Genomic DNA, 26473 nt, shown 5'->3' on the forward strand with positions numbered 1-26473 from the left:
CGAGGGTCACCCGTGGTTCCTGTCGCGCTATGCCCGCCTGGAGGTGATCGCCGGAACGCTCGACGGCTTCACCGAGACCTCGCCGGTCGTCGCCACGGCGCTCAAATACGGGGCCCAGTCGTTCGGCGACACGAGCCTCGACCTCGGCCTGCGCGGCAAGATGGCCTTCGAGACCGACTTCGGTTCGATCGCGCCGCACTTCCGCGCAGAGTTCCAGCACGACCTGCAGTCGTCCGGCTCCGCCTCGGTCTCCTGGGCGGATCGCGCCGGTGGCCGGGTCTGTTCGGTGCCGATCGAGGGCGCCGATCAGACCCGCGTCATGCTCGGCGCCGGCCTCGACCTCGATTGGTACGGGCATCTGGTCGGCATGGAGTATCAGAACACCTTCGGCGCCTCGAGCGAGACGCAGTCGGTGTCGATGAAGCTCCGCGAGCGCTTCTGATCGACGGCGGCCGGGACATGTCCCGGCCGCCGCATCCGGACCGCGCGAGACGGGCGTCGGACGCCCGGATCGTCCGGTGCCGGGGTCGCGATCCGCCGAGGCCGAACGGCCGAAGGGGCCACGCGCGGCATGCGCGGGCCCCTTCGTGGACGCGTCTTGGGGAATGGGCGTCACGCCGCCGGTCGCGCGCCGGTCACCACCGAGACGCGCTCGCCCCAGCGCTCGAACGGGTAGTAGTCCCAGATCGCGTGATGCTGGCTCGCCCAATTGTCCCACACCAACAGGGAATTCGGATGCCAGCGGATCCGCGTCTGGAAGGCGAGGTTGCGCTCGATGTGGCGGAACAGCAGCCCGAGCAGGGCGTCGCTCTCCTCGCGTGTCAGCTGGACGATGTGCGTGGTGAAGGCGGCATTGACGTAGAGATGCTTGCGGCCGGTGCGCGGATGCGTCGCCACCACCGGGTGTTCGCTCTGGGGATAGGTCCGGCCCGGATCGGGGCGGGAGCCGTAGCCGGCGGTCCAGGCCTGCGAGCCGTCGTGGATCGCGGTCAGGCCCTCGAGCGCGCGCTTGATCGGGTCGGAGAGCGATTCATAGGCGAGATAGGTGTTGGCGAAGGCGGTGTCGCCGCCGAAGGGCGGCAGCTTGGTGACGTGCAGCGCCGACCAGGCGATCGGGCTCGGATCGCAGGAGACGTCAGGGTGCCAGCCGTCTCCGGCGGTGAAGCGGCTGTCGCGGCCGGTGCGCCAGCCGAGGATCTCCGGATCGTAGGCCTTCGGGTCCCAGGCCCGCGAGGCGCCGAGTTCGTGGCGATGGAGCGTGCCGCCGAAGCGGCGGGCGAAGGCCTTCTGATCCTCGCGCGTCAGGGTCTGATCGCGGATGAGGACGGCGAGGTTCTCGTCGATGGCGCGGCCGATCTCCTCGAATTGGCGATCGGTGAGGGCGCGTAGGTCGACGCCGTGGATCTCCGCGCCGGCGGCCGGCGACAGACGCTCGACGCGGATCGTCTCGTAGGGCGCGCGCTCGGCGGTGTTCCAGCCTTCGATGGCGATCTTGTCGTTGAAGTCGCGATAGAAACTCATGGGATGTCCTCGTTCGTTCGTTCGGGCGGCACGACCCGACCGGCGCGGCCGTGTGGCCGTCCGGGGGCGATCGGGTCGGATGGGGAAGGGAGAAGGGGAAGTCGGCGCGGCGGGCGGGCTCAGATGACCCAGCCGACGTCCGGCGGTTCCTCGTGGACGAGGTGTCTCAGGATCTCGGCCTCGAGGCGGGCGGCCTCGGCCGAGCCGCGACGGCGCGGGCGCGGCAGGTCCACGGCGACGTCGAGCGCGACGCGGCCCTCCTCGATCATCACCACGCGATCGGCGAGCGCGATCGCCTCGCCGACGTCGTGAGTGACGAGCACGGCGGTGAAGCCCTGCGCCAGCCAGACCCGTTCGAGCAGCGACTGCATGCCGATGCGGGTGAGGGCGTCGAGCGCGCCGAGCGGTTCGTCGAGGGCGAGGAAGCGGGGCCTCGACACCAGCGCTCGGGCGAGCGCGACGCGCTGCTTCTGGCCGCCCGACAGGACCGCCGGCCAGGCCTCGGCCTTTTCCGCGAGCCCGACGGCGGCGAGCGCCGAGGCGACGCGTAGCCTGCCGTCGGGTGCGTCGCGGTCGCGGCCGAGACCGACGGCGACGTTGTCGACGACACGAGCCCAGGGCAGCAGGCGCGGCTCCTGGAACATCAGGCGCGGCACCACGTCGTCGTCCTCGCCGGCGCCGAAGGCGAGTTCGCCGCCGCTCGGCCGGTCGAGCCCCGAGAGGAGGCGCAGCAGCGTGGACTTGCCGCAGCCCGACCGGCCGACGATGGCGACGAACCGGCCGGCGGCAATGTCGAGATCGATCCCCCGCAGCACCTCGAGCTCGCCGAAGCGCCGGGTCAGTCCCGAGAGCCGGATGGAGACGCCGCGCGCGGCGCGGGCCCGCGTCGAAGGGTCGGCGAAGAGCGCGTCGAAGTCGCGATCGGCCGGTTTGACGGTCATTTGGAGGTCCTCGGATCGGCGAAGGCGGGATGCCAGGCGAGCGTGGCGCGTTCGAGCAGGCGGACGGTGGTGTCGGCGACCTTGCCGAGCGCGGCGTAGATCAGGATGGCGAGGACGACGACGTCGACCTGGAGGAACTCGCGCGCCTCCGTCGCCATGTGGCCGATGCCCGAGGAGGCGGCGATCGTCTCCGCCACGATCAGCGTCAGCCACATCACGCCGAGCGCGAAGCGCACGCCGACGAAGATCGAGGGCAGGGCCCCCGGCAGGATCACGCGGCGGAAGAGTTCGAACCGCGTCATGCCGTAGGAACGCCCCATCTCGACGAGCCCCGCGTCGACCGTGCGCACGCCGTGGAACGTGTTGACGTAGACGGGGAAGAACACGCCGAGCGCGGTGAGGAAGAGCTTCGCCTCCTCGCCGATGCCGAGCCACAGGATCACCAGCGGGATCAGCGACAGGTTCGGGATGTTGCGGATCATCTGGACGGTGGTGTCGGTGAGCCGCTCGGAGAGTCTCGAGAGCCCGTTGGCGAGACCGAGCAGGAAGGCGATGCCACCGCCGACCAGGAAGCCGGAGATCGCGCGGCGGAACGAGACGGCGATGTTCGCCGCGAGCTCACCGTCGAGGATCTTCGACCACGCCGCTTCGGCGATGGCCCAGGGCGGCGGCAGGAACTGCGGCGAAAGCCGTCCCGTGCCGCTCGCCGCCGCCCACAGGGCGAGGAGGGCGAAGGGCACGAGCCAGGGCGTCAGCCGCGAGGCGAGAAGCCCGCGGCCGGCCGTGCGCAGGAACCTCGCCGTCCGCGGCGGCTCGGCGGCGATCGAGGGAACGAGGGTCGCGAGACCTGTCGCGGACGTCATGGCGTCATCTCCACTGCGGTTCAGGCCGACTTCGGCTTCCAGACGATGTCGCGCACGACGATCGGTCTGGGGATGAGGCCGAGCCGGTGGAAGCGGTCGGCGATCGCCTGTTGCTGGGCGATCACCGCGTCGGAGAGCGGAGCGAAGGTGAATTCGGCCCGCGCGACCGCCCGCGACTGCGCGACGAGGGACACGCCGCTCGCTTCCGCATAGAGCGCCGCCACCTCGCCGCGATGGGCGCCGGCCCAGGCGGTCGTCGCGCCGATCTCCTCGTTCACCGCCGCGACCAGCGTGGGATAGGTGTCGGCGAAGGTCCGATTGGCGAGGAAATAGGAGTTCTGCTGCGCCACCGAGCGGTCGATCGGCAGAGGCCGGGCGCCCTTGGCCGAGAGCTCGGCCAGCGCGTAATAGGGATCCCAGATCGACCACGCGTCGATCGCCCCCTTGGCGAAGGCGGCGGCCGCGTCGGCGGGCGCCAGATAGGCGACCTCGAAGTCGGTCCATTTCAACCCCGCCGCCTCCGTCGCCGCGACGAGGAGATTGTGCGCCGAGGATCCCTTGGCGACGGCGACCTTCCGGCCCTTCAGGTCGGCGACGGACTTCGCGGTGGACTGGGGCGCGACGAGGATCGCCTGCCCGTCGCCGCGCGCCGGGATCGAGGCGACGTAATAGAGCTCCGACCGGGCCGCCTGCGCGAAGATCGGCGGCGCGTCGCCGGTATAGCCGTAGTCGACGGCGCCGGCCTGCAACGCCTCGAGCAGCGGCGGGCCGAACGGGAACTCGACCCATTCGACGGCGATGCCCTGGGGCTCCAACCGCGTCTCGATCTGCCGGCGCGCCTTCACGAGGAGGAGCGCGCTGGTCTTCTGATACCCGATCCGGAGCCGGTTCGGCCGGTCTTCGGCGCGGGCGCGCCAGGGGGCGAGGGGCAGGAGCGAGGCGCCGGCGGCGAGCGCGGAGGAGAAGAGAAAGTCGCGACGATGCATGGGATGTCTCCGATCGGTTCACGCGCCGACGGCGCGAAGGCGGGGGGCGCGGCTGACGACCACACGCTCGCGAGCGGCGGCGTCGACCTGACGCAACGAGGAGAAGATCCGACCCTCGAGCGCGTCGAAGGCGGGGGCGGAGGAGAAGAACTTGAAGTCGCCGGGCACACCGACCGCGACGCCGGCGGTCTGGTGGTGGACGTCGATGGCATAGGCTCTGAGCATGGGGGTGCATTCGCCGTGGAGACGGCGTCCTCGGATCGAAGGTTTCGGGCGCGCTCCGCCCTTCGGCGCGAAGACGCGCCGGCGGAGCGACGGGGACGGTCGAAATGGTCAGCCGAAGCGGCGACAGGTGGTGATCATCGGGTTCCCTCCGGGGTCGAGGAGCCCACGAAACCCTTCGTGGTGCTTTTAGCCTTGGTCACGCGGTGCAAGCTGCTCCGACAAATCCCGCGATCGAGCCGCAGGCCCGATGCTTCGATCATGCGGGGCGAGCGCCCCTTCGTCGACGAAGCGCATTGCGGATTTCGGCAATGCGACGAAATAAAATACTTTATTGATAGACTATAGCTACGGACCGCGCCTCGCCGTCCGGCGCGACCCCGCGCGATCACCCGTCCCGAGTGAGATTGCATTGGAAAAAGAATGACTTCTCGCCTGCGGATTTGGAATGGGCGACCACGCGGCGCGCCGCGCGCCGGCCTAGAGTCGATCCGAACCCGTTCCCGACATTCCATTCGACGCGAGGTCGCGATGACGACGCTGCTCCTGCCCGGCCTCCACGGCTCCGGGCCCGGCCACTGGCAGAGACGATGGCTCGAGGAGGTCGACGACGTCGTCCTCGTCGAGCAGGACGATTGGAGCCGGCCCGATCTCGAGGGCTGGCTCGCCCGCGCCGAGGCCGCCGTCGCGAACCATCCCGGCGCCTTCGTCGCCGCCCACAGCCTCGGCGCCGCTCTCGCGGTCCATCTGGCGACGCGCGGGCGCGATCTGCCGATCGCCGGCCTCCTGCTCGTCGCGCCGGCCGACGTCGATCGCCATGCCCGCAAGGTGCCGCTCGTCGCCTCCTTCGCGCCGCTTCCGGTGACGCCGCTCCCGGTCCCGGCGATCGTGGTGGCGAGCCGCGACGATCCGTGGATGACGATCGAAAGGGCCCGCATCCTCGCCGACATGTGGGAGGCCGGGTTCGTCGACATGGGCCGGGCCGGTCACATCAATGCCGAGAGCGGCCTCGGTGTCTGGCCCGACGGCCTGACGCTGCTCGGCCGCCTGCGCCGCATGGGTGGCGGCCTCACCACGCGGCGAAGGGCGGCTCGCTGAGGGCGGGACGACGAAGACGGCGGCGGAAAGGGGGACCCTCCGCCGCCGTCACGTCGCGCTTGCGCGTCGTCGCCGCGCTCAGCCGAAGGCGCGCGTCGTGCCGGGGGCCGCGTCGAGGGAGCCGCCGATCGAGCGGCCGTCCTCGAAGAAGATCCGCCAGCGCGCCGGCGTCAGCGTCAGCCGGTCGCCGGCGGCGACGGTGATCTCCGGCGCCAGATCGATCTCGACCGGGCCGGCGCCGTCGAGAGTGAGGTCGACCCGCCGCGCGGTTCCGTGCCGCCGGGTCGCGCCGACCGTGCCGGCGAGCCCGGTCTCTCCGAGACGCCAGTGCTGCGGCCGCACGAAGAGGGTCGCGGCACCGGCGCCGGCGAGGTCGACCCCGAGATCGAGCCGCCTCCCGCCGATCGCCACCCGTCCGTGCTCGACCGTGACGGGAATGCGGCTGGCGTCGCCGATGAAGTCGAAGACGAAGGGCGAGGCGGGCGCGTCGTAGATCTCGTCGGGGGTGCCGATCTGCTCGATCCGCCCCTTGTTCAGCACCACCACGCGGTCGGCGAGTTCCAGCGCCTCGTCCTGATCGTGGGTGACGAAGACGGTCGTGTAGCCGGTGCGGTCGTGGATGTCGCGCAGCCACTTGCGCAGATCCTTGCGCACCTGCGCGTCGAGCGCGCCGAAGGGCTCGTCGAGGAAGAGGACGCGCGGCTCGACCGCGAGCGCGCGGGCGAGCGCCACGCGCTGCCGTTGGCCGCCGGAGAGCTGCGAGGGATACCGCTTCGCGAGCGTCGGCAGTTGCACGAGGTCGAGCAGGTCGGCGACGCGCCGCGCGATCTCGGCGCGGCTCGGCCGCTCCGACTTGCGCCGGCTGGTGAGGCCGAAGGCGATGTTCTCGGCGACGGTCATGTGGCGGAAGAGGGCGTAGTGCTGGAAGACGAAGCCGACGCGCCGCTCGCGCACCGGCGTCGCCGAGGCGTCCTCCTCGCCGAAGAGCACGCGCCCGGCGCTCGGCTGCTCGAGCCCGGCGAGCACGCGCAGGAGCGTCGTCTTGCCCGAGCCCGACGGGCCGAGAAGCGCCAGGAGTTCGCCCGAGCGGATGTCGAGATCGAGCCCGTGCAGGGCGGGAAAGTCGCCGAAATCCTTGGCGAGGCCGCGAATGCGAATGTCCATGGGGGTGCCTCAGTGCCGGGCCGAACGGGCGAGTTCGTCGCCATATCGCCATTCGAGGAAGGTCTTGAGCACGAGGGTGACGAGGGCGAGGACCGCGAGCGCCGAGGCGATCGCGAAGGCGCCGACGAAATCGTACTCGTTGTAGAGGATCTCGACCTGCAGCGGCACGGTGTTGGTCAGGCCGCGGATATGGCCGGAGACGACCGAGACGGCGCCGAATTCCCCCATCGCCCGGGCGTTGCACAGCAACACGCCGTAGAGGAGGCCCCATTTGATGTTGGGCAGCGTCACCCGGGTGAAGATCGTCCAGCCCGAGGCGCCGAGCGTCAGCGCCGCCTCCTCGTCGGCCGCCCCTTGCGCCTGCATGATCGGGATCAGCTCGCGCGCGACGAAGGGGAAGGTGACGAAGATCGTCGCCAGTACGAGCCCCGGCACCGCGAAGATCACCTGGATCCCCTGCGCCTTGAGGAAGGGACCGACGAGCCCGTTCGCGCCGAACAGCAGCACGAAGACGAGGCCGGAGACGACCGGCGACACCGAGAACGGCAGATCGATCAACGTGACGAGGAGGTTGCGGCCGGGAAACGAGAAACGCGTGATCGCCCAGGCGGCGGCGACGCCGAAGACGAGGTTCGCCGGCACCGAGATCGCCGCGACGAGGAGCGTCAGCCGGATGGCGGCGCGCGCGTCGGGATCGGCGAAGGCGGCGAGCCACGCGCCCCACCCCTTGCGCAGGCCCTCGGTGAAGACCCCGGCGAGCGGCAGCGCCAGAATCAGCGCGAGGAAGAGGACGGCCGCCGCGACGAGGAGCCGCCGCGCCATCGCCGTCTCGCCGATCGGCGGCGGGACGGGGAGGGCGCGCGGGCGCGGCGGATCGAGGGGAAAGGTCTCGCCGGTCGCCATCACCACCTCTTCTCGGTCCAGTGTTGCAGGGCATTGATCGCGAAGAGCAGGGCGAAGGAGACCGCGAGCATCACCACGGCGATGCCGGTCGCCCCGACGTAGTCGAACTCCTCGAGTTTGATGACGACGAGCAGCGGGGCGATCTCGGTCACCCCGGGCATGTTGCCGGCGATGAAGACGATCGAGCCGTATTCGCCGACCCCGCGCGCGAAGGCCAGGGTGAAGCCGGTCAGCGCGGCCGGGACCAGCGGCGGCAGCAGCACCCGGAAGACGGTCGCCGCCCGGCTCGCGCCGAGCGTCGCCGCCGCTTCCTCCACCTCGCGGTCGAAATCGGCGAGGAGCGGCTGCACGGTCCGCACCACGAAGGGCAGGCCGACGAAGACCAGCGCCACCACGACCCCGGCGCGCGAATAGGCGACCTCGATGCCGAGCGGCGCGAGCAGGCCGCCGAGCCATCCGTTCCGCGCGAAGAGGGCGGCGAGCGTGATGCCGGCGACCGCCGTCGGCAGCGCGAAGGGTAGATCGACGGCCGCGTCGACGAGACTGCGGCCGGGAAAGCGGTAGCGGGTCAGCACCCAGGCGACGAGTACGCCGAAGACGGCGTTGATCAGCGCCGCGATCAGGGCTGCGCCGAAGGAGAGTTCGAGCGCCGCCCGGACGCGCGGGCTCGCAAGGAGCGCCACGAAGCCGTCGATGCCGAGCCCCGACGCCTTCCACGCCAGCGCGGCGAGCGGGAGGAGCACGATGAAGGAGAGCCAGACCAGCGTCCAGCCGAAGGCGAGGCCGAAGCCCGGCAACACGCCGGTGACGAGCGACCGCGCCGGACGAGCCGGCGCCGGGGACATCGTGAGATCGGTCATTCCGCCTCCTCTCCGGGCGCGTCGCGCGGAGGCGCTCCGCGCCCCGGACGTTCGGGAGCGCCCGCCCCGGGGGCGGGGCGGGCGTGGTCTCGTGGGGCCGGGCCGTCAGCGCGCCGGCTTGTAGAGCTGGTCGAAGGTGCCGCCGTCGCCGAAGTGGAAGGCCTGCGCCTTCGTCCAACCGCCGAAGAGTGGATCGTCGATCGAGATCAGCTCGACCTTCGGGAAGCGATCGAGCAGGGCCTTGTCGACGGCTTCGGGGCGCGATGGCCGATAGTGATGCTTGGCGGCGAGGCTCTGGCCGGTCTCGGAATAGAGGAAGGCGAGAAAGGCCTCGGCCTGCCGGCGCGTGCCCTTGGCGTCGACGTTGCCGTCGACCAGCGCCACCGGCGGCTCGGCGAGGATCGAATAGGGCGGCACGACGATGTCGAACTTGCCGGCGCCGAATTCGTCGAAGACCAGATAGGCCTCGTTCTCCCAGGCGAGCAGGACGTCGCCGAGGCCGCGCTGGGCGAAGGTCGTGGTCGAGCCGCGCGCGCCGGTGTCGAGCACGGGGACGTGGCGGAAGAGCTCGGTGACGTAGGCGCGCACCTTGGCGTCGTCGCCGCCGTAGGTCTTGGCGGCCCAGGCCCAGGCGGCGAGATAGTTCCAGCGCGCCCCGCCCGAGGTCTTCGGATTGGGCGTGATCACCTCGACGCCCGGCTTCACCAGATCGCCCCAGTCGGTGATCCCCTTCGGATTGCCCTTCTTCACCAGGAACAGGATGGTCGAGGTGTAGGGCGAGGAATTGTGGGGCAGCCGCTTCTGCCAATCGGCCGGGATCTTCGACGTGGTCTTGGCGATGGCGTCGATGTCGGCGGCAAGGGCGAGCGTCACCACGTCGGCGTCGAGCCCGTCGATGACGGAACGCGCCTGTTTGCCCGAACCGCCGTGCGAGGCGCGGATCGTCACGGTCTCCCCGGTCTTCGCCTTCCACTCGGCGGCGAAGGCCTGGTTCACCTCCTTGTAGAACTCGCGCGTCGGGTCGTAGCTGACGTTCAGGAGCGTCGTGTCGGCGCGGGCGAAGATCGTGGTGCCGAGCACGACGCCGAAGGCGGTGGCGACGATCGCGAGATCGCGCAGGCGTCGAAGGGCGAATCCGGTCGGAGCGGTTCGCGAGGGGATCGAAGCAGTGGTCATGGCACGAAATCCTCGAAGGCGTTGCGTGCCGAAAAGACTACTTTTTCGATGGATGATGTCTATCCCATAGATTTCCGCGCTTTGGCATCGCTTGCCGCGCCCGCCCGCCGGCGTGGAACATCGTTCCCGCCGGCGATCGCCTCGGCGGGTCGTCCGGAGGGGCGCCACGGCGCCCGGGGCATCGGCGTGAACGGAGGGGAAGAGGCGAGGGGGGCTGCGCTTCGGCCGGGTCTCGATTCCGGCGTCAGACGGCGATCGCGTCGACGGCGCCGACCTTCCCCGCCATGTCGGCGAGCGAGAGGCGATCGAGGACCTCGGCCATGGCGTCGCGCACCTCGAGCATGGTGAGGCGTACCGCGCAGGCGGTGAGATCGTCGCAGTCGTCGCAGGGCTGGTAGGCGGTGCGGCTGGCGCAGGCGATGGGGGCGAGCGGCCCGTCGAGCGCCCGAACGATCGCGCCGACGACGATGTCCTCCGCCGGACGCGCCAGCGTGTAGCCGCCGCCCGGCCCCTTCTTCGAACGCACGAAGCCGGCGTTCTTCAGATCGAGCAGGATGGCGTCGAGGAACTTCTTGGAAATGTGCTCGGTGCTCGCGATCTCGGCCGACTGCACCGTCGCGCCGACGGGTAGACGCGCCAGATGCACCATGGCCTTGAGGCCGTATTTGCCTTTGTTGGTCAGCACCGCGAACGCCTCCGATCGACTTGGTCCTAGTCGGTTCGCGGCGCCTGTTCAATCGGGGAACGCCGCATCGGACCACGCTCCTTCCACCGATCCGGCGAAATCACCGGATCGGCGGTCCCCTTCGGCCGATCGTCACGCGCCCGGCGCTCGCCTCACTCCGCGCGGAATCCGAAGCTGCGGCGGCGCATCGTCTTCGGCCGGGCCGGCGCCGGCCGCTCGCAGGGCAGGAAGAGGCCACGGCCGGCGGCCCCCGAGAGGGTGCCCCGTTCGGCCACCACCTCGCCGCGCGAGATCACCACCTCCGGCCACGCCGGCACCTCGATCCCCTCGTAGGGGGTGTAGTCGCAGTCGTGATGGAGATCGGCGTTGGCGATGGCGCGCGGCGCTTCGGTGTTCCACAGCACGACGTCGGCGTCGGAACCGACGGCGATGACGCCCTTCCTCGGATAGAGGCCGTACATGCGGGCCGGGTTGGTGGCGGTCAGCTCGACGAAACGGTCGAGGTCGAGCCGCCCGTCGACGACACCGGCGAAGAGCAGCGGCAGCCGAGTCTCGACGCCGGGAATGCCGTTCGGCACCCAACGGAACGAGGCGGTGTCGCCCTTGAGCTTCTTGCCGGCGGGATCCTCGTAGCGGAAGGGGGCGTGATCGGAGGAAACCACGTCGAAGACGCCGTCGGCGACGCCCTGCCAGATCGCTTCCCTGTTGGCCGCCTCGCGCGGCGGCGGCGAGCAGATGCACTTCGCCCCCTCGAAGCCCGGGGCGTCGAGATCCTCGGTCGAAAGGAAGAGATATTGCGGGCAGGTCTCGGCATAGAGCGACAGGCCGCGCGCCTGGGCGCGGCGGATCTCCTCCATCGCGTCGGCGCCGGAGACGTGGACGACCAGGATCGGCACGTCGACCAGCTCGGCGAAGGAGATGGCGCGATGGGTCGCCTCGCGCTCGATCACCTTGGGCCGCGACGCCGCATGGAAGAGCGGCGCGGTCTTTCCTTCCGCCTCGAGCCGGTCGGTGAGCCAAGCGATGCAGTCGGCGTTCTCGGCGTGCACCATGACCATGGCGCCGTTGTCGCGGGCGACCGACAGAACGTCGAGGATCTGGCGATCGGAGAGCTTCAGATCGTCGTAGGTCATGTAGATCTTGAACGAGGTGTAGCCCTCGGCGATCAGCGCCGGCAGTTCGACCTCGAGCACCTCCGGCGTCGGGTCGGAGACGATCAGATGGAAGGCGTAGTCGATGATCGCCTTGCCGTCGGCGCGGGCGTGATAGTCGTCGACCGCCGCGCGCAGGGATTGGCCGCGCGCCTGGGCGGCGAAGGGGATGATCGTCGTCGTGCCCCCGAAGAGGGCCGAGCGCGAGCCCGACAGGAAGTCGTCGGCCATGCGGCTGCCGTCGCCGGTCGGCTGATCGAAGTGGCAATGGCCGTCGACTCCGCCCGGCAGCACCAGCCGGCCGGAGGCGTCGACGTCGCGGACGCCCGGGGCGAGCCGGTCGGCGATGGCGACGATGCGGCCGTCGCGGATGCCGAGGTCACAGGCGACGAGCGATCCGGCGGTCGCCACGCGGCCGCCACGGATGGTGAGGTCGAAGTCTTGCACGTGTGGTCTCCTCTCGACGGAGGGCGCGGCCGGGCCGCGCGAGGATGGGTCAGGCGATGCGCGGCGCGTGGCCGTGACGGCGCCAGAGCGAGCGCGCCACCGCCTCGGCGGTGGCGATCACCTCGTCGCCGTCGAAGAGCGTCGGCCGTCCGCCCTCGACGAGGACGCGGCCGTCGACCACCACCGTGTCGACCACCGCCCCGCTCGCCGAATGGACGAGGAGGCCGGGGCCGTCGACGAGGGGCGCGAGGTTCGGCGCGCTCGCGTCGAGGAGCAGGAGGTCGGCCTTGCGACCGACGGCGATCTGCCCGATCTCCTCGGCGAGACCGAGCGCCGCCGCCCCGCCGCGCGTCGCCCAGGCGAGCACGTCTGCGGCGGACTTGACGAAACCGCCGCCGCGAATGCGGGTCGCCGCGAGCGCCATCCGCATCGCCTCGAACATGTCGCCGGACTTGGTGTCGGTCGCGAGCGTGATCCCGGCGCCGGCCGCCTCGTGGGCGAGGATCGGCGCGACCGACCCGTGCGCCGCATTGCCGACCGGAACATGCGCGACGTGAGAGCCGGACCGGCCGAACCGGGCGATGTCGCCGTCGGTCATGTGGATGCAGTGGCCGGCGACGAGCCGGGGGCCGAGCAGGCCGACCTCCTCCATCAACTCGACCGGCCGCATGCCGTCGCGCGCCAGAACCACGTCGACCTCCATCGGCGACTGATGGAGATGGGTGTGCAGGATCAGATCCTTCGCGGCGGCGATACCCGCGACCTCGCGCAGGAGATCGGGCGAACAGGTGTCGGGCGCATGCGGCCCGAGGATCGGGGTGACGAGCGAGCCCGGCGCCCGCCGCCGCTCGACCACGTCCATCGCCTCGGCGAGCGTCGCCCGGCCGCGCGACGCGTCGGCGCGCCATTCGCCGCGCGCCAAGGCGGCGTTGTCGGCATCCATGACGCGGCCGCCGACGAAGGCGCGCAGGCCCGCCTCTTCCGCCGCCCGGGCGAGCGCCTCGGGGTGGCGATAGAAATCGACGATCGTGGTCGAGCCGAAGCGCAGGAGTTCGTAGACGCCGAGCCGGGCGAGCGCATGCGCCTCCTCGAAGGAGAGCGCGTCGCCCTGCGGGATGCCGGGCGTATAGGCCGGGGCGAAGCTCAGATCCTCCACCATGCCGCGCACGATCATCAGGGGTGTGTGGTTGTGCGTGTTGACGAGGCCCGGCATCAGCAGGTGCCGGGCCGACCCGAGCCGGCGCGCCGGCTCCCAGGCCGCCTCGATCTCGGCGCGCGGGCCGATCGCGGCGATACGGTCGCCGGCGATCGCCACGCCGACGTCGGAGACGATCGTCCCGGCGTCGTCGAGGAGAAAGGCGGCGCGGGCCGTGATCACGAGATCGCAGGGGAGGGGCGTGCGGTCGGGCGTGGTCATGCGGCGTCTCCGGTCGTGCGGGCGGCCTCGAGACCGGCGAGCACGGCGCCAGCGGTCATGCGGGTGTGGGCGGCCATGGCCTCGGCGAAGGCCTCGGTGTCGACCCGGCGGAAATGCGCCATGAACACCTCGTGCTCGTCGAAGGATTCCTCCCAGCGCGAGCCGACGTAGTTGGCCTGGGCGCGGGCGCGGTAGATCTTGGCGGAGAGCGCCGTCCAGGTCGTCGCCAGCACAGGATTGCCGGCGAGGCGGACGATCTCGGCGTGGATCTCCTGGTTGCGGCGGAAATAGGCGCGGCGATCACCGACGCGGTGCTGTTCGGCGAGATCGGCGTGCAGCGCGTCGAGGCCGGCGCGCTCGGCCGGGGTCGCGCGGGCGCAGGCGAGGGCGGCGGAGAGCCGGTCGAGGGCGATCGAGACCTCGAAGACCGCGGCGATCTCGTCGCGGGCGACGGGGGTGACGATCGGCGTGCGGTGCGGCCGCAGCTCCATCAGCCCCTCGGTCGCCAGAACCTTGAAGGCCTCGCGCAGCGGCGTGCGCGACACGCCGAACGTGTCGCAGAGCATCTTTTCCGGCAACGGCGTGCCCGGCGCCAGCTCGCCCTCGAGCACCATCTCGCGCAGGCGGGCGACCAACTGATCGTGCAGAGAGGCCGTCACCAAGGGCTGGCGCGCCTCGGCGACCGAGAGCTTCAACCGGCCGGGCTGGAACTTGTAGCGCGCCTTGGGGCGGGTGCTTGCACCCTCGGCAGTCGGCCCACTTGCCTCATATTTCGGCATTCACACCCTCTTTCGCCTACAGAAGCGGCTTTCCCAAAAGTCGATAACGGCATTATATCTCGGAAAAGACAGAAGAAAACAAAAATCGCATACCGAATGTAAAATCCCTTCCACCTCGACGGCCGGTGCCGTCGGCGTGGAGATCGAGCCCGCTTTCATAGGAGTGATGTCCATGAAGACCCTGTTCTCCCGCCTCGCGGCGATGGTTCTCGTCGTCGCCGGCCTCACCGGCGCCCCGGCCCGCGCCGAGGATGCCGTCAAGGTCGGCTACGCCAAATGCGCGCATTGCGTGCCGATGTCGCTGCTGCCGAAATACACGGAAGGCGCCACGGTCGAGGCCTTGGGCTTCAACACCGGCAACGACGTGCTGACCGCGCTCCTGTCGAAGAGCATCGACGTCGCCCAGGTGACCTACCTCCATTACGTCACCGGCCTCGACAAGGGCTTCGACCTCGTCGCCGTCTCCGGTCAGATCTCCGGCGGCTCGACCATCGTCGTGCAGAACGATCTCCCGGTCGCCGCCGACGATTGGGCCGGCCTGAAGGCGCTGATCGCCAAATACAAGGCCGAGGGCAAGCCGTTCCGCATCGCCGCCTCGCGCGGCAATGCCCAGGACATCCACATGCGCGGCGCGCTGATGAAGCAGGGCATCGATCCGAACAAGGACGTCCAGTTCATCAACATCCCGAACCCGTCGGATCACATCCAGGCGCTGCGTCGCGGCGAGGTCGAACTGATCTGCACGGTCGAGCCCTTCGCCACCCAGATCCTCCAGGCCAAGGCCGCCAAGCTCTTCGCCTACCCTTATGATCAGGCGGCCGGCAAGCTCACCAACCTCATCGTCACCCGTTCCGACGTGGTGAAGGACAAGCCCAAGGCGGTGGAGAGCGTGGTGCGCGCCGTGGTCAAGCTCGACGACGCGCTCGACAAGGATCACGCGCTGTGGGCGACCACGATCTCCTCGGTCACCGGCCTCGACAAGGCGGTCGCCGAAGGCGCCATCGCCAACCTCTACCCCGACCCGCTCATGCATCGCGCCTCGGCCGTCGCCATCGCCGACATGATGCGTGACCTCAAGTACATCCAGCACGACGTGACCGGCCCGGTTCAGGAGCGCATGGACTTCCGCTTCCTCGAGGCGGTGACCGGCAAACCCAAGACCGAACTCGGCTATTGATCGACCCGAAGGATGGACGGCATGCGCAAGATGCTCTCGTTCCGGCCCGAACGTTTCGTCGTTCCGGTGCTGATCCTCGTCGGCTGGGAGCTGTTCTCCCGGTCGGGGGCGCTGCCGCCCGCTCTTCTCCCGGCACCCTCCACCGTCGTCGTCGCCTGGGCCGACTGGGTCTTCGGCATCGACGGCAACACCCAGAACTACACCGGCCACTGGATCGGCGATGCCGCCTCCAGTGCCTGGCGGGTGGCGGCGGGCTTCGCGCTCGCCGCACTGGTCGGGATCATGCTCGGGGTGGCGATCGGCTGGTCGCGCTTCGTCGAGGTGACGATCGAGCCGACCCTGCAGATGCTCCGGCCGATCCCGCCGGTGTCGTGGATCCCGCTCGCCATCATCTGGTTCGGCATCGCCGACAAGCCGGCGATCTTCCTGGTGTTCCTCGGCGCCTTCTTCCCCGTGCTGCTCAACACCATCCACGGGGTGAAGACCGTCGACCGCAATCTGATCCGCGCCGGCGCCATGGCGGGCGCCGATCAGCGCCGTCTCTTGCGCCACATCGTCCTGCCGGCGGCGATGCCGTCGATCTTCGCGGGGCTCCGTATCGCCATCGGCTCGGCCTGGATGCTGACGGTGACGGCGGAGATGGTCGCGGTGAAGAGCGGCGTCGGCTACGTGCTGTGGGACAGCTACTACTTCCTGCGCTACGACATCGTCATCGCGGCCATGGCCTCGATCGGCCTCCTCGGCTACCTGAGCGACCTCGGCATTCGCCTCGTCATGGCGCGGGTCCTCCATTGGCAGCGCGGCACCACTCTCCAGGGCGAGGGCTGAGACATGAGCAACATCCTGATCGAGGGCGTGACCAAGATCTATGCCGACAAGGCGCGCGGCCGCGAGGTGACGGCGCTCACCGAGGTGAGCCTCGAGGTCCGGCGCAACGACTTCGTCTGCCTGCTCGGCCCCTCCGGCTGCGGCAAGTCGACCCTGCTCAACATGATCGCCGGTTTCGAGAAGCCGACGACCGGCCGCATCGTCGTCGACGGCATCGAGGTCTCCGGCCCCGGCGCCGATCGCGGCGTGGTCTTCCAACAGGCGAACCTGATGCCCTGGCTGCCGGTCTGGGAGAACGTCGCCTTCCACCTGAAGATGCGCGGCGCGATGAAGGCGGTCCGGCGCGAACAGGCGCAGATCTACATCGATCTCGTCGGCCTGACCGGCTTCGAGAACCATTACCCGTCCGAGCTCTCCGGCGGTATGAACCAGCGCGTCGGCATCGCCCGCGCGCTGCTGATGAACCCGGGCGTGATCCTGATGGACGAGCCCTTCGGCGCGCTCGACGAGCAGACCCGCATGGACATGCAGACCGAGCTCCTGCGCATCTGGGAACGGAGCCAGGGCACCATCGTCTTCGTCACCCACGGCATCGACGAGGCGCTGACCCTCGGCGACCGCGTCGTCGTCATGTCGGCGCGCCCCGGCCGCATCGCCGAGGTGTTGCCGATCGACCTGCCGCGTCCGCGCGACATCACCTCGCCGCACTTCAACGACGTCAAACGCCACATCCTCTCGCTGCTGCGCTCGGCCCCGGCCGAGCCCGCCGCCGCCTGATCCTCGTCCTCGATACGGAACCGATCGATGTCCCGACGCATCCTCCTCGGCATGCTCACGCCCTCGTCCAACACCATCCTCGAGCCGGTGACCCAGGCGATGGTGGCGGACCTGCCGGAAGTCACCGCTCATTTCGGCCGCTTCAAGGTGACCGAGATCGCGCTCTCCCGCGAGGCACTGTCGCAGTTCGACGACAGCGAGATCCTGCGCGCCGCCGAGCTTCTCGCCCACGCCAAGGTCGACGTGATCGGCTGGAACGGCACCTCCTCCGGCTGGCTCGGCTTCGACGCCGACCATCGCCTGATCGAACGCATCGAGAGCGCGACCGGCATCCGCGCCACCACCTCGATGCTGGCGCTGAACGAGATCCTCGAGACGCGCGGCGTCCGCCGCCTCGGCTACGTGACGCCCTATCTCGACGACGTCCAGGCGAAGATCGTCGGCAATTACGAGGGCCTCGGCATCTCCTGCGGCGCCGAGCGTCACCTCGGCATCCGCGACAACTTCACCTTCTCCGAGATCGACGCCGAGACCATCTCGCGCCTCGTGCGCGAGGTCGCGGCCGACCGGCCGGAGGCGATCGCCATCATCTGCACCAACATGCGCGGCGCCCCGCTGGTCGAGGCGCTGGAGCGGGAAATCGGCCTGCCGATCTACGATTCCATCTCCACCGTCGTGTGGAAGAGCCTGAAGCTCGCCGGGGTGGATCCGAGCCGGGTCGCCGGCTGGGGCTCGCTCTTCCGCGATCTGCCCTGAGCGAAAGGCGCGCCATGAGCCCGACCCCGCCCGATGCCCTCGCCGTCGCCCAGGCCGTCCGCGCCGGCCGCGAGACCGCCGCGTCGGTCGCCGAGGCCGCGATCGCCCGCATCGAGGCGGGGGCCGATCTCGTCGCCGTCGTCGATTTCGATCCCGCGCCCGTGCGCGCCGCGGCGGCGGCGGTCGACGCTCGGCTCGCGGCCGGCGAGGACCTGCCGCTCGCCGGCGTGCCGGTGGCGATCAAGGACGTGATCTGGGTGAAGGGCCGCCGCGTGACGCAAGGGTCGCGGCTCTTCGCCGATTTCCTCGCCCCCGCCGATGCCGTCGCCGTGGAACGTCTGCGCCGCGCCGGCGCGGTGATCGTCGGCATGTCCAACACCTCCGAATTCGCCTGCAAGGGGCTGACCACCAACCGCGTCTACGGCACGACCCGCCACCCCCTCGACCCGCGCCTCACCCCCGGCGGCTCCTCCGGCGGCCCGTCGGCGGCGGTCATGGCGGGCCTCGTGCCGCTCGCGCTCGGGACCGATGCCGGCGGGTCGAGCCGGCGGCCGCCGGCCCATGTCGGCGCGGTCGGCTTCAAACCCTCCTTCGGCGCGATCCCGCATGCCCCGGGGTTCGCCGGTCCCGTCCCCGGCATCGAGGTCCTCGCGCCGATCGCCCGCACGGTGGCCGACGCGGCGGCGATGTTCGCGGTGTTGCGCGGTCCCGATCCGCGTGATCCGGACTCGCTTCTCGCCCCCGTGCCGTCCCGCGCGACGGCCGCGCCGCGCATCGCCTACACCCGCCGCTTCGGCATGGCGGTTCCGGTCGAGCCGGCGATCGAGGCCGGCATCGAGTGGGCGGTCGAGGTACTGCGCCGGGCCGGCTTCGTGGTCGAGGAGGGTGATCCGCCGTGGCCGGCGGGCGTCGACGAGGCGACGCTGATGCCGCTCCAGCACGCCGGCCTCGCCGCTCTCCACGGCGACGCCTTCCGCCGCGACCCCGACGTCTTCGACCCCGACATCGCCGTGCAGATCGAGCGCGGACTGTCGCTCGATGCGGCGACCGTCGCCCGCGCCCGCATCCTCGCCCGCGAGGTCGCCCTGGCGCTCGCCGGCTTCTTCACGCGGGTCGATCTCCTGGTCGGGCCGACCGTGCCCTGCCTCGCCTGGGCCGCCGACCGGCTCGGGCCGGAGACGATCGCCGGCATCGCCGTGCCGCCCCGGGCGCATGCCGCCTTCACGCCGCTCTTCAACCATGCCGGGGTGCCGGCGCTGTCGCTGCCGGTCGGAAAAGGCGAGGGCGGTCTGCCCTTCGGCCTGCAGATGGTCGCGGCCCGTGGCGCCGACGATCTCCTCCTCGCCACTGCCGCCCGGGCCGAGGTCCTCTTCGCCGAGAGGGGACTGTGGCCATGACGCGCGCGCCGATCCGGATCCTCGTCGCCAATCCCAACACGACCGAGGCGGTCACCGAGCGGATGCTCGCGACCGGCCGCGTGGTGGCGAGCCACGGCACCGAACTGGTGGGTCATACCGCGCCGCGCGGCGTGCCTTACGTGTCGAGCCGGGCCGAGGCGCAGATCGCCGGCGCCGTCCTGCTCGAGACGCTCGCCGAGCGCGCGAGCGGCTTCGACGCGGTCATCGTCGCCGCCTTCGGCGATCCCGGCCTCTTCGCGGCGCGCGAACTCTTCGACGTGCCGGTCGTCGGCTATTCGGAGGCCGCGCTGGTGACCGCGCTGATGCTCGGCCGGCGCTTCTCGGTCGTCACCTTCGCCCGCGCGCTCGAGCCCTGGTACGCCGAGACGATCGAGGCGCACGGGCTTTCCGGCCGCTCCGCCGGGGTGCGCTGCGCCGATCGCGCCTTCTCGAGCGTCGAGACGGTGGGCGGCGAGATGGAGGACCACCTCGTCGACCTGGCGCGCCGCGCCGTCGAGGAGGACGGCGCCGACGTGATCGTGCTGGGCGGCGCTCCGCTCGCCGGCGTCGCCGAACGCGTGAAGCACCGCATTCCGGTCCCTTGCGTCGACGCGATGGCGGCGGCGGTGAAACAGGCCGAGGCGATCGCCGCCCTCGCGCCCGTCGCGCCGACCGCCGGCCGCTTCGCCCGTCCGCCGGGCAAGCCGAGCCACGGCCTCGCGCCCGCGCTCGCCGATCGCATCGCGGGGGGCTGACATGGACCGCCGCGCGCCGCCCTCTCAGCCGACGGAGACCTCGCCGCCCAGCTCGGCGGCATATTCCCCGATCAGGCTGTCGAGGTCCGGCCCGGCGTCGGTGCAGGCGAAGGGCTTCAGCCGCGTCTCGACCTGGGCGAGGTGGCTCGACATGGCGCGCACCGCCCGCCCGCGTTCCCCGGCGGCGAGCGCCCGGAACACGGCGCGATGCTCGTCGCAGCCGCATTGCGACCCCGACGAACTCTCGAAGAAAGTCGCCAGCATCGTCGTGCGGCCGACCAGCTCGCGCGCCTGTTGCACGATGATCGGGTTCTCGGTCAGCTCGGCGAGGAGAACGTGGAATTCGGCCGAGAGCTTCAGCCAGGTGGCGCGGTCGCCGGACCGCAACGCCTCCGCCTCGCGCTCGACATGCTCGCGCAGCCGCAGCATCCCGGCGTCGGTCAGACGCTCGGCGAGATGGGCGGCGATGCCCCCCTCGAGGATCCGCCGCGCCTCGAAGACGACGTGGATCTCGGAGAGATCCGGCGCCACCGTGAACGCGCCCCGGTTCTTGACCACGTCGATCAGCCGTTCGTGGCCGAGCCGGTGCAGCACCTTGCGGATGCGCTCGCGGCTGACCCCGAAGAGTTCGGCGAGCCGCACTTCGCCGAGCTTGGTCCGGCCCGGCAGGCGTCTGGAGAGAATGACCCGCGAGAGGATCGCGTGGATCGCGGCTTCGTCCATCGGCGGCATCGGTGGTCCCTCTGAAGTCCCGTGAAAATGCATCCGAAGCGGCCGCGCTGTCCATCCGTTCCCGACGAAATAGATTGCACAATGATACGGCAATTGTGCACAATTTGCGCCGAAAGAGCGCCGTCCGCATGGATGCCGTAGATCGGAGGTCCGGAAATACGTCATTGATTTCACGGGGAATTCGAACGCGCGACCGTCCGGTGATCGGATGGCATGCGCCTTGCGAAGCATGACCGGTCGCCCAGAGAGGCGTCGCCAAAATGAGGCTCGATCAATGGACGTGAACTCCATCCGCCCCTCCCGCCGGACCCTGCTCCGCGGCGCGGTCGCCGGTACGGCTCTTCTCTCCGCCCCCGCGATTCTCAGGGCGCAGACCAAGGAACTGGTCGTCGGCGGCGCCGCCGGTCACAAGCCGTGGGTCGAGAGCATCGTCGTCCCCGCCTTCGAGAAGAAGTACGGCGCCAAGGTGATCTTCGAGGGCACCCGCTCGTTGGTGAACCTCGAGAAGATGCAGAAGAACAAGGGCAGCCAGTACATGTCGGTCGTCCAGATGGACGATCCGGTGATGATCCTGGCGGTCAAGGAAGGCCTGCTCGAGCCGCTCACCCCGGCAAAGGTGCCGAATCTCGCCGAGATCACGCCGGCGGCGATCCACATGGACGGCATGTGGGCGAATTATCTCCAGCCCTGGCTCGGCATCGCCCACAACACCAAGACCATGCCGACCCCGCCCAAGTCCTGGGCCGAGATGTTCGACCCGAAATACAAGGGCCGCATCGTCATCCCGTCGCTGCAGAACACGGAAGGGTTGCCGCTGCTCTTCGTCGCGGGTCTCCTCTCCGGGCTCGGCATCGACGCGGCTCAGGCGGACGTCGACGCCGGCTTCAAGAAGCTCGCCTCGCTGAAGCCCAACCTGCTGACGATCTACACGCAGCAGCCCCAGGCCTACAATCTGCTCGAGCAGGGCGAAGCCTCGATGATCGGCCCGGCGATGTCGTCCTATGCGCTGGAGCGCAAGGCGGCCGGCGCGCCGATCGACCTCGTCGCCCCGGCCGAGGGCGTCTTCGCCATGCCCTCGGGCATCGCGGTGATCAAGGGTGGCCCCCAGTCCGACCTCGCCTTCGCCTATGTGAACGAGCTGCTCGGCGCCGAACTTCAGGCCCAACTCGCCGGCCCGACCCATTCGCTCGCCACCAACACGGCCGTGCCGCGTCCGGCGGGCCTGTCGGCGGACCTCGAGATCCACCAGATCGACTGGGCGAACGTCGCGGCCAAGCGCAACGACTGGATCTCCCGTTGGGATCGGGAGATGGCGCTCTGACATGACGACGACACCCGGCTTTCTCGATGTCGCCGCGGCGGCGAAGACCTTCGGCGCCGCCACCGTGCTCGACGGCGTCGATCTCGCCGTCGCGCGCGGCGAGTTCGTCTCGCTGCTCGGCCCCTCCGGCTGCGGCAAGACGACCCTGCTGCGCATCGTCGCCGGGTTGATCGCGCCGGACGGCGGGCGTGTCGTCCTCGATGGGGACGACATCACCCGGCGTCCGCCACACCGCCGCGACGTCGGCGTGGTCTTCCAGAACTACGCCCTCTTCCCCCACCTCGACGTCGCCGGCAACGTCGGCTTCGGCCTCAAGGCGCGCGGCCGCAAGACGGCCGAGATCGGGCCCTCGGTCGAGCGCCATCTCGATCTCGTGCGCATGGGCGCCTTCGCCGATCGTCCGGTCAAGGCGCTCTCCGGCGGCCAGCAACAGCGCGTCGCCGTCGCCCGCGCGCTCGCCATCGAACCGAAGCTGATGTTGCTCGACGAGCCCTTCTCGGCGCTCGATCGCAAGCTCCGCGAGGCGATGCAGATCGACCTCAAACGCATCCTGCGCGAGGTCGGCACCACCGCGATCTTCGTCACCCACGATCAGGACGAGGCGCTGACCATGTCCGATCGGATCGCCGTGATGCATGCCGGCCGCATCGAACAGCTCGGCACCCCGTCCGAGATCTATCACCGTCCGGCGACCGCCTTCGCCCTCGACTTCGTCGGCCTCTCGACCCGCCTCGCCGGGCGCGTCGTCTCGGCCTCGGGCGGCGAGGTCGTGGTCGAGACGGCGCTCGGCCGCATTCCGGCCCGCGCCAACCTCTATCCCGGCAGCGCCGCCGTGGTCGGCGTCCGCCCCGAACGCATCCGCCTCGACGCGGCCGGCCCCTGCACCGTCGCCGCGACGCTCACCGACGTCGCCTTCCAGGGCGCCCGCGTCCTTCTCCACGGTGCCGCCGCCGAGGGCGACCGGGTGCTGGTGGAGGCGCCGAGCCTGCCCGACGGGGCAGGGCAGGGGACGCGCCTCACCCTCTCCTGGGCGCTCGAGGACACGCTGGTCTTTCCGGCCGAGGGGGAGGCGTCATGACCGGGTTCCGTCGCCTCGATCCGGTGAGCCTGCTGGTCGCCCCTGCGGTGGGCTATCTCGGGCTCGTCTACGGCCTGCCGCTGCTGCTGCTCCTCGGCCATTCCTTCGTGGTCGACGGCACCCCGTCGATCGCCTCCTTCGTGCGCTTCTTCGCCGATCCCTTCGACTGGATGGTGATCGCCAACACGCTGCGCATCGCGCTCGCCGTGACCCTCGTCTCGCTGGTGATCGGCTGGCCGACGGCGATCGCGCTGGCGCGGGCCAAGGGCGCCGCCCAGGCGGCGATCCTGGTGGCGATCATTCTGCCCTTGTCGGTCGGCGTGGTGGTCAAGGCCTTCGCCTGGCAGATCGTGCTGCGGCGCGACGGCGTGGTGTCCCAGGCGCTCGTCTGGCTGCACGTCTGGGACGAGCCGCAACGCCTGCTCTTCACCGAGACCGGCCTCGTCGTCGGCGCCGTCAACGTCTTCGTGCCCTTCATGATCCTGCCGATCTATTCGGTGCTGAAGCTGGTCGACCCGCGTCTCGACGAGGCGGCGGCGACGCTCGGGGCGGGACCGTTCTTCCGCTTCTTCCTCGTCGCGCTGCCGCTGTCGCTGCCCGGCATCGTCACCGGCGTCGCCTTCGTCTTCTCCATGGCGGTGTCGATGTACGTGGTGCCGAGCCTCCTCATCGGCGATCGCTTCCAGACGCTGGCGACGCTGACCGGCCGCTCCTTCCTCTTCATGCGCAACCCGCAACTCGGCTCGACCACGGCGGTCGTCCTGCTCGTCCTCGCCGTCGCGGTCGTGGTCGGCAGCGCCAAGCTGTCGCGCCGCTTCGGAGGTGCCTCGTGACCACGACCGAACGCATCGCCCGCATCCTCGTCTGGTGCACCGCCGGCGCGACCGTCCTCTTCCTGATGACGCCGCTCTTCGTCGCGGTCGCCGTCTCCTTCGGCTCGAGCGCGGTCTTCACCCTGCCGGCGCCGAGCTGGTCGCTGCGCTGGTACGAGGCGCTCGGCCGCTCGCGCGAACTCTGGAGCGTGGTGGGAACCTCGGTGCAGATCGCCTTCCTCTCGACGCTGATCGCCCTGGTCCTCGGTACGCTGGCGGCGATCGGCCTCCTGCGCGGCGAGTTCCGGGCGCGTGAGAGCATCGTCACCTTCCTGGTCTCGCCGCTGATGCTGCCCGGCCTCGTCGTCGGCATCGCCATGCTCGAGGCCTATCGCGCCGCCGGCCTCACCAACGTCTGGACGAGCCTGCTCGTCGCCCATGTGGTGATCACGCTTCCCTACGTGGTGCGCACGGTCTACGCCTCGCTGGCGCTCTTCGACTTCACGCTGATCGACGCGGCGCGGACGCTCGGCCTCTCCTATCCGCGCGCGGTCGCCAAGGTGCTGGTGCCCTCGCTCGCGCCCGCCTTCGTGACCTCCGGCATGTTCGCCTTCCTCGCCTCGATGGACAATTATCCGATCTCGATCTTCTTCACCGACGCCTGGACCAAGACCCTGCCGATCCAGATGCTGCAGATGGTCGAGGAGAGCCCGGATCCGACCATCGCCGCGGTCTCCACGCTCCTCATCCTGCTCGCCGCCGCCGTCCTGGTGATCGGCGATCGGATGGTCGGTCTCCGGCGGATGGCGGATCTGTGATGACCGAGACTCTCACCACCGATCGCGATTTCCGTGGTTACGGCGGCCGTCCGCCGAAGGTCTCCTGGCCGGGCGGCGCCCGGCTCGCCGTCTCGGTCGTCGTCAACGTCGAGGAGGGCGCCGAGCTCTCGATCGGCCAGGGCGACGAGGCGAACGAGGCGACCTACGAGGTCGTCGAGCAGATCGAGGGCGCCCGCGATCTCTGCATGGAATCGCATTTCGAATACGGCACCCGCGCCGGCTGGCCGCGCATCCGCGCGATGCTCGCCCGGTTCGGCACCCCGGCGACGCTCAACGCCAACGGCCGCGCGCTCGCGCTCTCGCCCTGGATCGCCGAGGAGGCGGTCGCCGACGGCCACGAGGTCGCCGCCCACGGCTGGCGCTGGGAACGCCACGCCCACATGGGCGAGGCGGAGGAACGGCTGGCGATCGCGCGCACCGTCGAGGCGATCACGGCCGCTGCCGGCACCCCCCCACGCGGCTGGCACACCCGCTCCGCAACCTCGCCGGCGACCCGCCGCCTGTTGCTCGAGAGAGGCGGGTTCCTCTATGATTCCAATGCCTACAACGACGATCTTCCCTATCTTGTGGAAGTCGGCGGCGCCGATCACCTCGTGCTCCCCTACGCCTTCGACACCAACGACATGCGCTTCCAGCGCTCCGGCGGCTTCGTCTTCGGCGACGACTTCGCCCGCTACTGCATCGATGCCTTCGATCGCCTGTGGGAGGAAGGCGCCGACGCCCCGCGCATGCTGTCGATCGGCCTGCATCTGAGGATCATCGGCCGCCCCGGCCGTATCGCCGGGCTCGAACGCTTCCTCGATCATGCCACCACGCGCGGTGGCGTCTGGTTCGCCCGGCGCGACGCCATCGCCCGCCATTGGCTGGAGGCGATCGGCCGCCACGACCTCGTCGCCCGGGCGCTCGGCAGGGCGGCCGCCGAATGAGGCTCCTTCTCGTCAATCCCAACACCAATCCCGCCACGACCGAGACGATGCGCCGGATCGCCGCCCGCGCCGCCCCGGCGGGCGTCGACGTCGAGGGCCTGACGGTGACGCGCGGCGCCGCCCTGATCACCGACCCCGAGGCCTTGGCGCGCGCCGCCGAGGCGGTCGCGGAGGCGGAGGTGGCGATCCGGGCGCGCATGCCGGACGCGGTGATCGTCGCCGCATTCGGGGATCCCGGACGCGCGGCCCTCACCGAACGGCTCGCCGTGCCGGTGATCGGGATCGGCGAGGCGGGAATGCGCGCGGGCGCGGCCGGCGGGCGCCGTTTCGCCGTGGTGACGACGACCCCCGCGCTCGTCGGCTCGATCACGGCCATGGCCGAGCGCCTCGGCCTCGCGAAGGAATTCGCCGGGGTGGTGCTGACCGAAGGCGACGCCGCCACCGTCACCGGCGACCCGATGCTGCTGCCGCGCGCGCTCGAGGCGGCGTCGCGCCGGGCGATCGCCGAACGCGACGTCGCGGCCCTGGTGATCGGCGGCGGCCCGCTCGCCGAGGCCGCCCGAGGCCTCGCCTTCGCCGGCGTCGAGATCGTCGAGCCGGTGCCGGCGGCCGTCGCCCGGGCGATCGCCGCGACCGGCATCTGAAGCCGAGGTCGGAGGTCGAGGGCGCGCTCGGTCGCCGCGATCGACGTCTCGATCGCGTACCTCCTTCCGGACCCCGGTGACGAGCCGGCGTCCGCCGCCTCCGGCGCGCGCGACCTCTCCCACGTCGAACGACCTTTCTCACTCGTCATGGACACCCCCACGAGCGATCGGTCCGCTCGCGGGCGGATCGTCCGTGCGCTCCGTCGCGCCTTGCGCGA

28 protein-coding genes are annotated in these 26473 nt (G+C 70.5%); 14 read left to right on the top strand and 14 right to left on the bottom strand.

Translation table 11 applies throughout. The features are described 5' to 3' along the window. The first annotated feature begins 19 nt into the window (after window positions 1-19). Entirely contained in the window at window positions 20-442 is a 423-nt protein-coding gene (locus J3S89_RS12600; protein WP_274383163.1) for an autotransporter outer membrane beta-barrel domain-containing protein, read from the top strand. A gap of 170 nt (window positions 443-612) precedes the next feature. On the opposite strand, the gene J3S89_RS12605 is transcribed toward J3S89_RS12600, so the two are convergent. The 5 genes from J3S89_RS12605 to J3S89_RS12625 form a co-directional block, all read right to left on the bottom strand. Continuing rightward, window positions 613-1521 carry a TauD/TfdA dioxygenase family protein gene (locus tag J3S89_RS12605; protein WP_217927905.1) on the bottom strand — a complete coding sequence of 303 codons (909 nt, stop codon included), beginning with the start codon at window positions 1519-1521 and terminating at the stop codon, window positions 613-615. A gap of 119 nt (window positions 1522-1640) precedes the next feature. After that, window positions 1641-2462 carry an ATP-binding cassette domain-containing protein gene (locus tag J3S89_RS12610; protein WP_217927906.1) on the bottom strand — a complete coding sequence of 274 codons (822 nt, stop codon included), beginning with the start codon at window positions 2460-2462 and terminating at the stop codon, window positions 1641-1643. Further along, window positions 2459-3325 carry an ABC transporter permease subunit gene (locus tag J3S89_RS12615; RefSeq protein ID WP_217927907.1) on the bottom strand — a complete coding sequence of 289 codons (867 nt, stop codon included), beginning with the start codon at window positions 3323-3325 and terminating at the stop codon, window positions 2459-2461. Before J3S89_RS12615 ends, J3S89_RS12610 begins: the two co-directional genes overlap by 4 nt. A gap of 20 nt (window positions 3326-3345) precedes the next feature. Continuing rightward, entirely contained in the window at window positions 3346-4311 is a 966-nt protein-coding gene (locus J3S89_RS12620; protein WP_217927908.1) for an aliphatic sulfonate ABC transporter substrate-binding protein, read from the bottom strand. Window positions 4312-4329: 18 nt separating this feature from the next. Next, window positions 4330-4536, bottom strand: a complete 207-nt coding sequence (locus J3S89_RS12625; protein WP_217927909.1) for a hypothetical protein — start codon at window positions 4534-4536, stop codon at window positions 4330-4332. 528 nt (window positions 4537-5064) lie between these two features. Between J3S89_RS12625 and J3S89_RS12630 the strand changes: the two genes are divergently transcribed. Further along, entirely contained in the window at window positions 5065-5631 is a 567-nt protein-coding gene (locus J3S89_RS12630; protein WP_217927910.1) for an RBBP9/YdeN family alpha/beta hydrolase, read from the top strand. 78 nt (window positions 5632-5709) lie between these two features. Here the strand turns inward: J3S89_RS12630 and J3S89_RS12635 are convergent, their stop codons facing one another. The 8 genes from J3S89_RS12635 to J3S89_RS12670 form a co-directional block, all read right to left on the bottom strand. Continuing rightward, a complete protein-coding gene (locus J3S89_RS12635; protein WP_217927911.1) occupies window positions 5710-6795 on the bottom strand; it encodes a sulfate/molybdate ABC transporter ATP-binding protein in 1086 nt (361 codons plus the stop codon). Between the two features lie 9 nt (window positions 6796-6804). Beyond that, window positions 6805-7698, bottom strand: coding sequence for a sulfate ABC transporter permease subunit CysW (gene cysW / locus J3S89_RS12640; protein WP_217927912.1), 894 nt, complete (start codon window positions 7696-7698; stop codon window positions 6805-6807). Continuing rightward, a complete protein-coding gene (cysT, locus tag J3S89_RS12645) occupies window positions 7698-8543 on the bottom strand; it encodes a sulfate ABC transporter permease subunit CysT (RefSeq protein WP_217927956.1) in 846 nt (281 codons plus the stop codon). Before cysT ends, cysW begins: the two co-directional genes overlap by 1 nt. Window positions 8544-8663: 120 nt before the next feature. Then, window positions 8664-9734 (bottom strand): sulfate ABC transporter substrate-binding protein, encoded by a 1071-nt coding sequence (locus J3S89_RS12650; RefSeq protein ID WP_217927913.1) that lies wholly within the window; start codon window positions 9732-9734, stop codon window positions 8664-8666. A gap of 244 nt (window positions 9735-9978) precedes the next feature. Further along, the gene (locus J3S89_RS12655) at window positions 9979-10419 is read right to left on the bottom strand and encodes an RrF2 family transcriptional regulator (RefSeq protein WP_217927914.1); all 441 of its coding nucleotides are present in this window, start codon (window positions 10417-10419) and stop codon (window positions 9979-9981) included. Window positions 10420-10571: 152 nt separating this feature from the next. Then, on the bottom strand, window positions 10572-12017 hold the full coding sequence (hydA, locus tag J3S89_RS12660) for a dihydropyrimidinase (RefSeq protein ID WP_217927915.1): 1446 nt from the start codon (window positions 12015-12017) through the stop codon (window positions 10572-10574). Window positions 12018-12066: 49 nt separating this feature from the next. Continuing rightward, a complete protein-coding gene (locus J3S89_RS12665) occupies window positions 12067-13434 on the bottom strand; it encodes an amidohydrolase family protein (protein WP_217927916.1) in 1368 nt (455 codons plus the stop codon). Beyond that, window positions 13431-14213, bottom strand: coding sequence for a GntR family transcriptional regulator (locus tag J3S89_RS12670; protein ID WP_217927917.1), 783 nt, complete (start codon window positions 14211-14213; stop codon window positions 13431-13433). Before J3S89_RS12670 ends, J3S89_RS12665 begins: the two co-directional genes overlap by 4 nt. A gap of 172 nt (window positions 14214-14385) precedes the next feature. Between J3S89_RS12670 and J3S89_RS12675 the strand changes: the two genes are divergently transcribed. From J3S89_RS12675 to J3S89_RS12700, 6 genes are read left to right on the top strand one after another with little or no spacing between them, the layout of a single operon-like run. After that, window positions 14386-15390, top strand: a complete 1005-nt coding sequence (locus J3S89_RS12675; protein ID WP_420801297.1) for an ABC transporter substrate-binding protein — start codon at window positions 14386-14388, stop codon at window positions 15388-15390. A gap of 21 nt (window positions 15391-15411) precedes the next feature. After that, a complete protein-coding gene (locus J3S89_RS12680) occupies window positions 15412-16218 on the top strand; it encodes an ABC transporter permease (protein WP_420801298.1) in 807 nt (268 codons plus the stop codon). Window positions 16219-16221: 3 nt separating this feature from the next. After that, complete coding sequence (locus J3S89_RS12685; RefSeq protein ID WP_217927918.1) at window positions 16222-16995, top strand: ABC transporter ATP-binding protein; 774 nt, start codon at window positions 16222-16224, stop codon at window positions 16993-16995. A 27-nt stretch (window positions 16996-17022) separates the two neighbouring features. Continuing rightward, complete coding sequence (locus J3S89_RS12690; RefSeq protein WP_217927919.1) at window positions 17023-17751, top strand: maleate cis-trans isomerase family protein; 729 nt, start codon at window positions 17023-17025, stop codon at window positions 17749-17751. Between the two features lie 14 nt (window positions 17752-17765). Continuing rightward, window positions 17766-19148, top strand: a complete 1383-nt coding sequence (locus tag J3S89_RS12695; protein WP_217927920.1) for an amidase — start codon at window positions 17766-17768, stop codon at window positions 19146-19148. Beyond that, window positions 19145-19903 carry an aspartate/glutamate racemase family protein gene (locus tag J3S89_RS12700; protein ID WP_238481845.1) on the top strand — a complete coding sequence of 253 codons (759 nt, stop codon included), beginning with the start codon at window positions 19145-19147 and terminating at the stop codon, window positions 19901-19903. Before J3S89_RS12695 ends, J3S89_RS12700 begins: the two co-directional genes overlap by 4 nt. Window positions 19904-19927: 24 nt before the next feature. Here J3S89_RS12700 and J3S89_RS12705 read toward each other — a convergent pair whose 3' ends face one another. After that, window positions 19928-20635 (bottom strand): GntR family transcriptional regulator, encoded by a 708-nt coding sequence (locus tag J3S89_RS12705; RefSeq protein ID WP_217927921.1) that lies wholly within the window; start codon window positions 20633-20635, stop codon window positions 19928-19930. Window positions 20636-20909: 274 nt separating this feature from the next. Here J3S89_RS12705 and J3S89_RS12710 point away from each other — a divergent pair, with 274 nt between their 5' ends. Genes J3S89_RS12710 through J3S89_RS12735 form a run of 6 tightly spaced genes read left to right on the top strand, consistent with a single transcriptional unit; the run spans window position 20910 to window position 26255 of the window. After that, complete coding sequence (locus tag J3S89_RS12710; RefSeq protein WP_217927922.1) at window positions 20910-21956, top strand: ABC transporter substrate-binding protein; 1047 nt, start codon at window positions 20910-20912, stop codon at window positions 21954-21956. 1 nt (window position 21957) lies between these two features. Beyond that, window positions 21958-23034: an ABC transporter ATP-binding protein gene (locus J3S89_RS12715; protein WP_217927923.1), complete on the top strand. Its 1077-nt coding sequence runs from the start codon at window positions 21958-21960 to the stop codon at window positions 23032-23034. Beyond that, window positions 23031-23867, top strand: coding sequence for an ABC transporter permease (locus tag J3S89_RS12720; RefSeq protein WP_217927924.1), 837 nt, complete (start codon window positions 23031-23033; stop codon window positions 23865-23867). Before J3S89_RS12715 ends, J3S89_RS12720 begins: the two co-directional genes overlap by 4 nt. Next, a complete protein-coding gene (locus J3S89_RS12725; protein WP_230488954.1) occupies window positions 23864-24664 on the top strand; it encodes an ABC transporter permease in 801 nt (266 codons plus the stop codon). Before J3S89_RS12720 ends, J3S89_RS12725 begins: the two co-directional genes overlap by 4 nt. Then, the gene (locus J3S89_RS12730; protein ID WP_217927925.1) at window positions 24664-25611 is read left to right on the top strand and encodes a polysaccharide deacetylase family protein; all 948 of its coding nucleotides are present in this window, start codon (window positions 24664-24666) and stop codon (window positions 25609-25611) included. Before J3S89_RS12725 ends, J3S89_RS12730 begins: the two co-directional genes overlap by 1 nt. Continuing rightward, complete coding sequence (locus tag J3S89_RS12735; RefSeq protein ID WP_217927926.1) at window positions 25608-26255, top strand: aspartate/glutamate racemase family protein; 648 nt, start codon at window positions 25608-25610, stop codon at window positions 26253-26255. Before J3S89_RS12730 ends, J3S89_RS12735 begins: the two co-directional genes overlap by 4 nt. The last annotated feature ends 218 nt before the right edge of the window (window positions 26256-26473 follow it).

Source organism: Pinisolibacter aquiterrae (genome assembly GCF_019160155.1).
Lineage (GTDB): Bacteria > Pseudomonadota > Alphaproteobacteria > Rhizobiales > Ancalomicrobiaceae > Pinisolibacter > Pinisolibacter aquiterrae.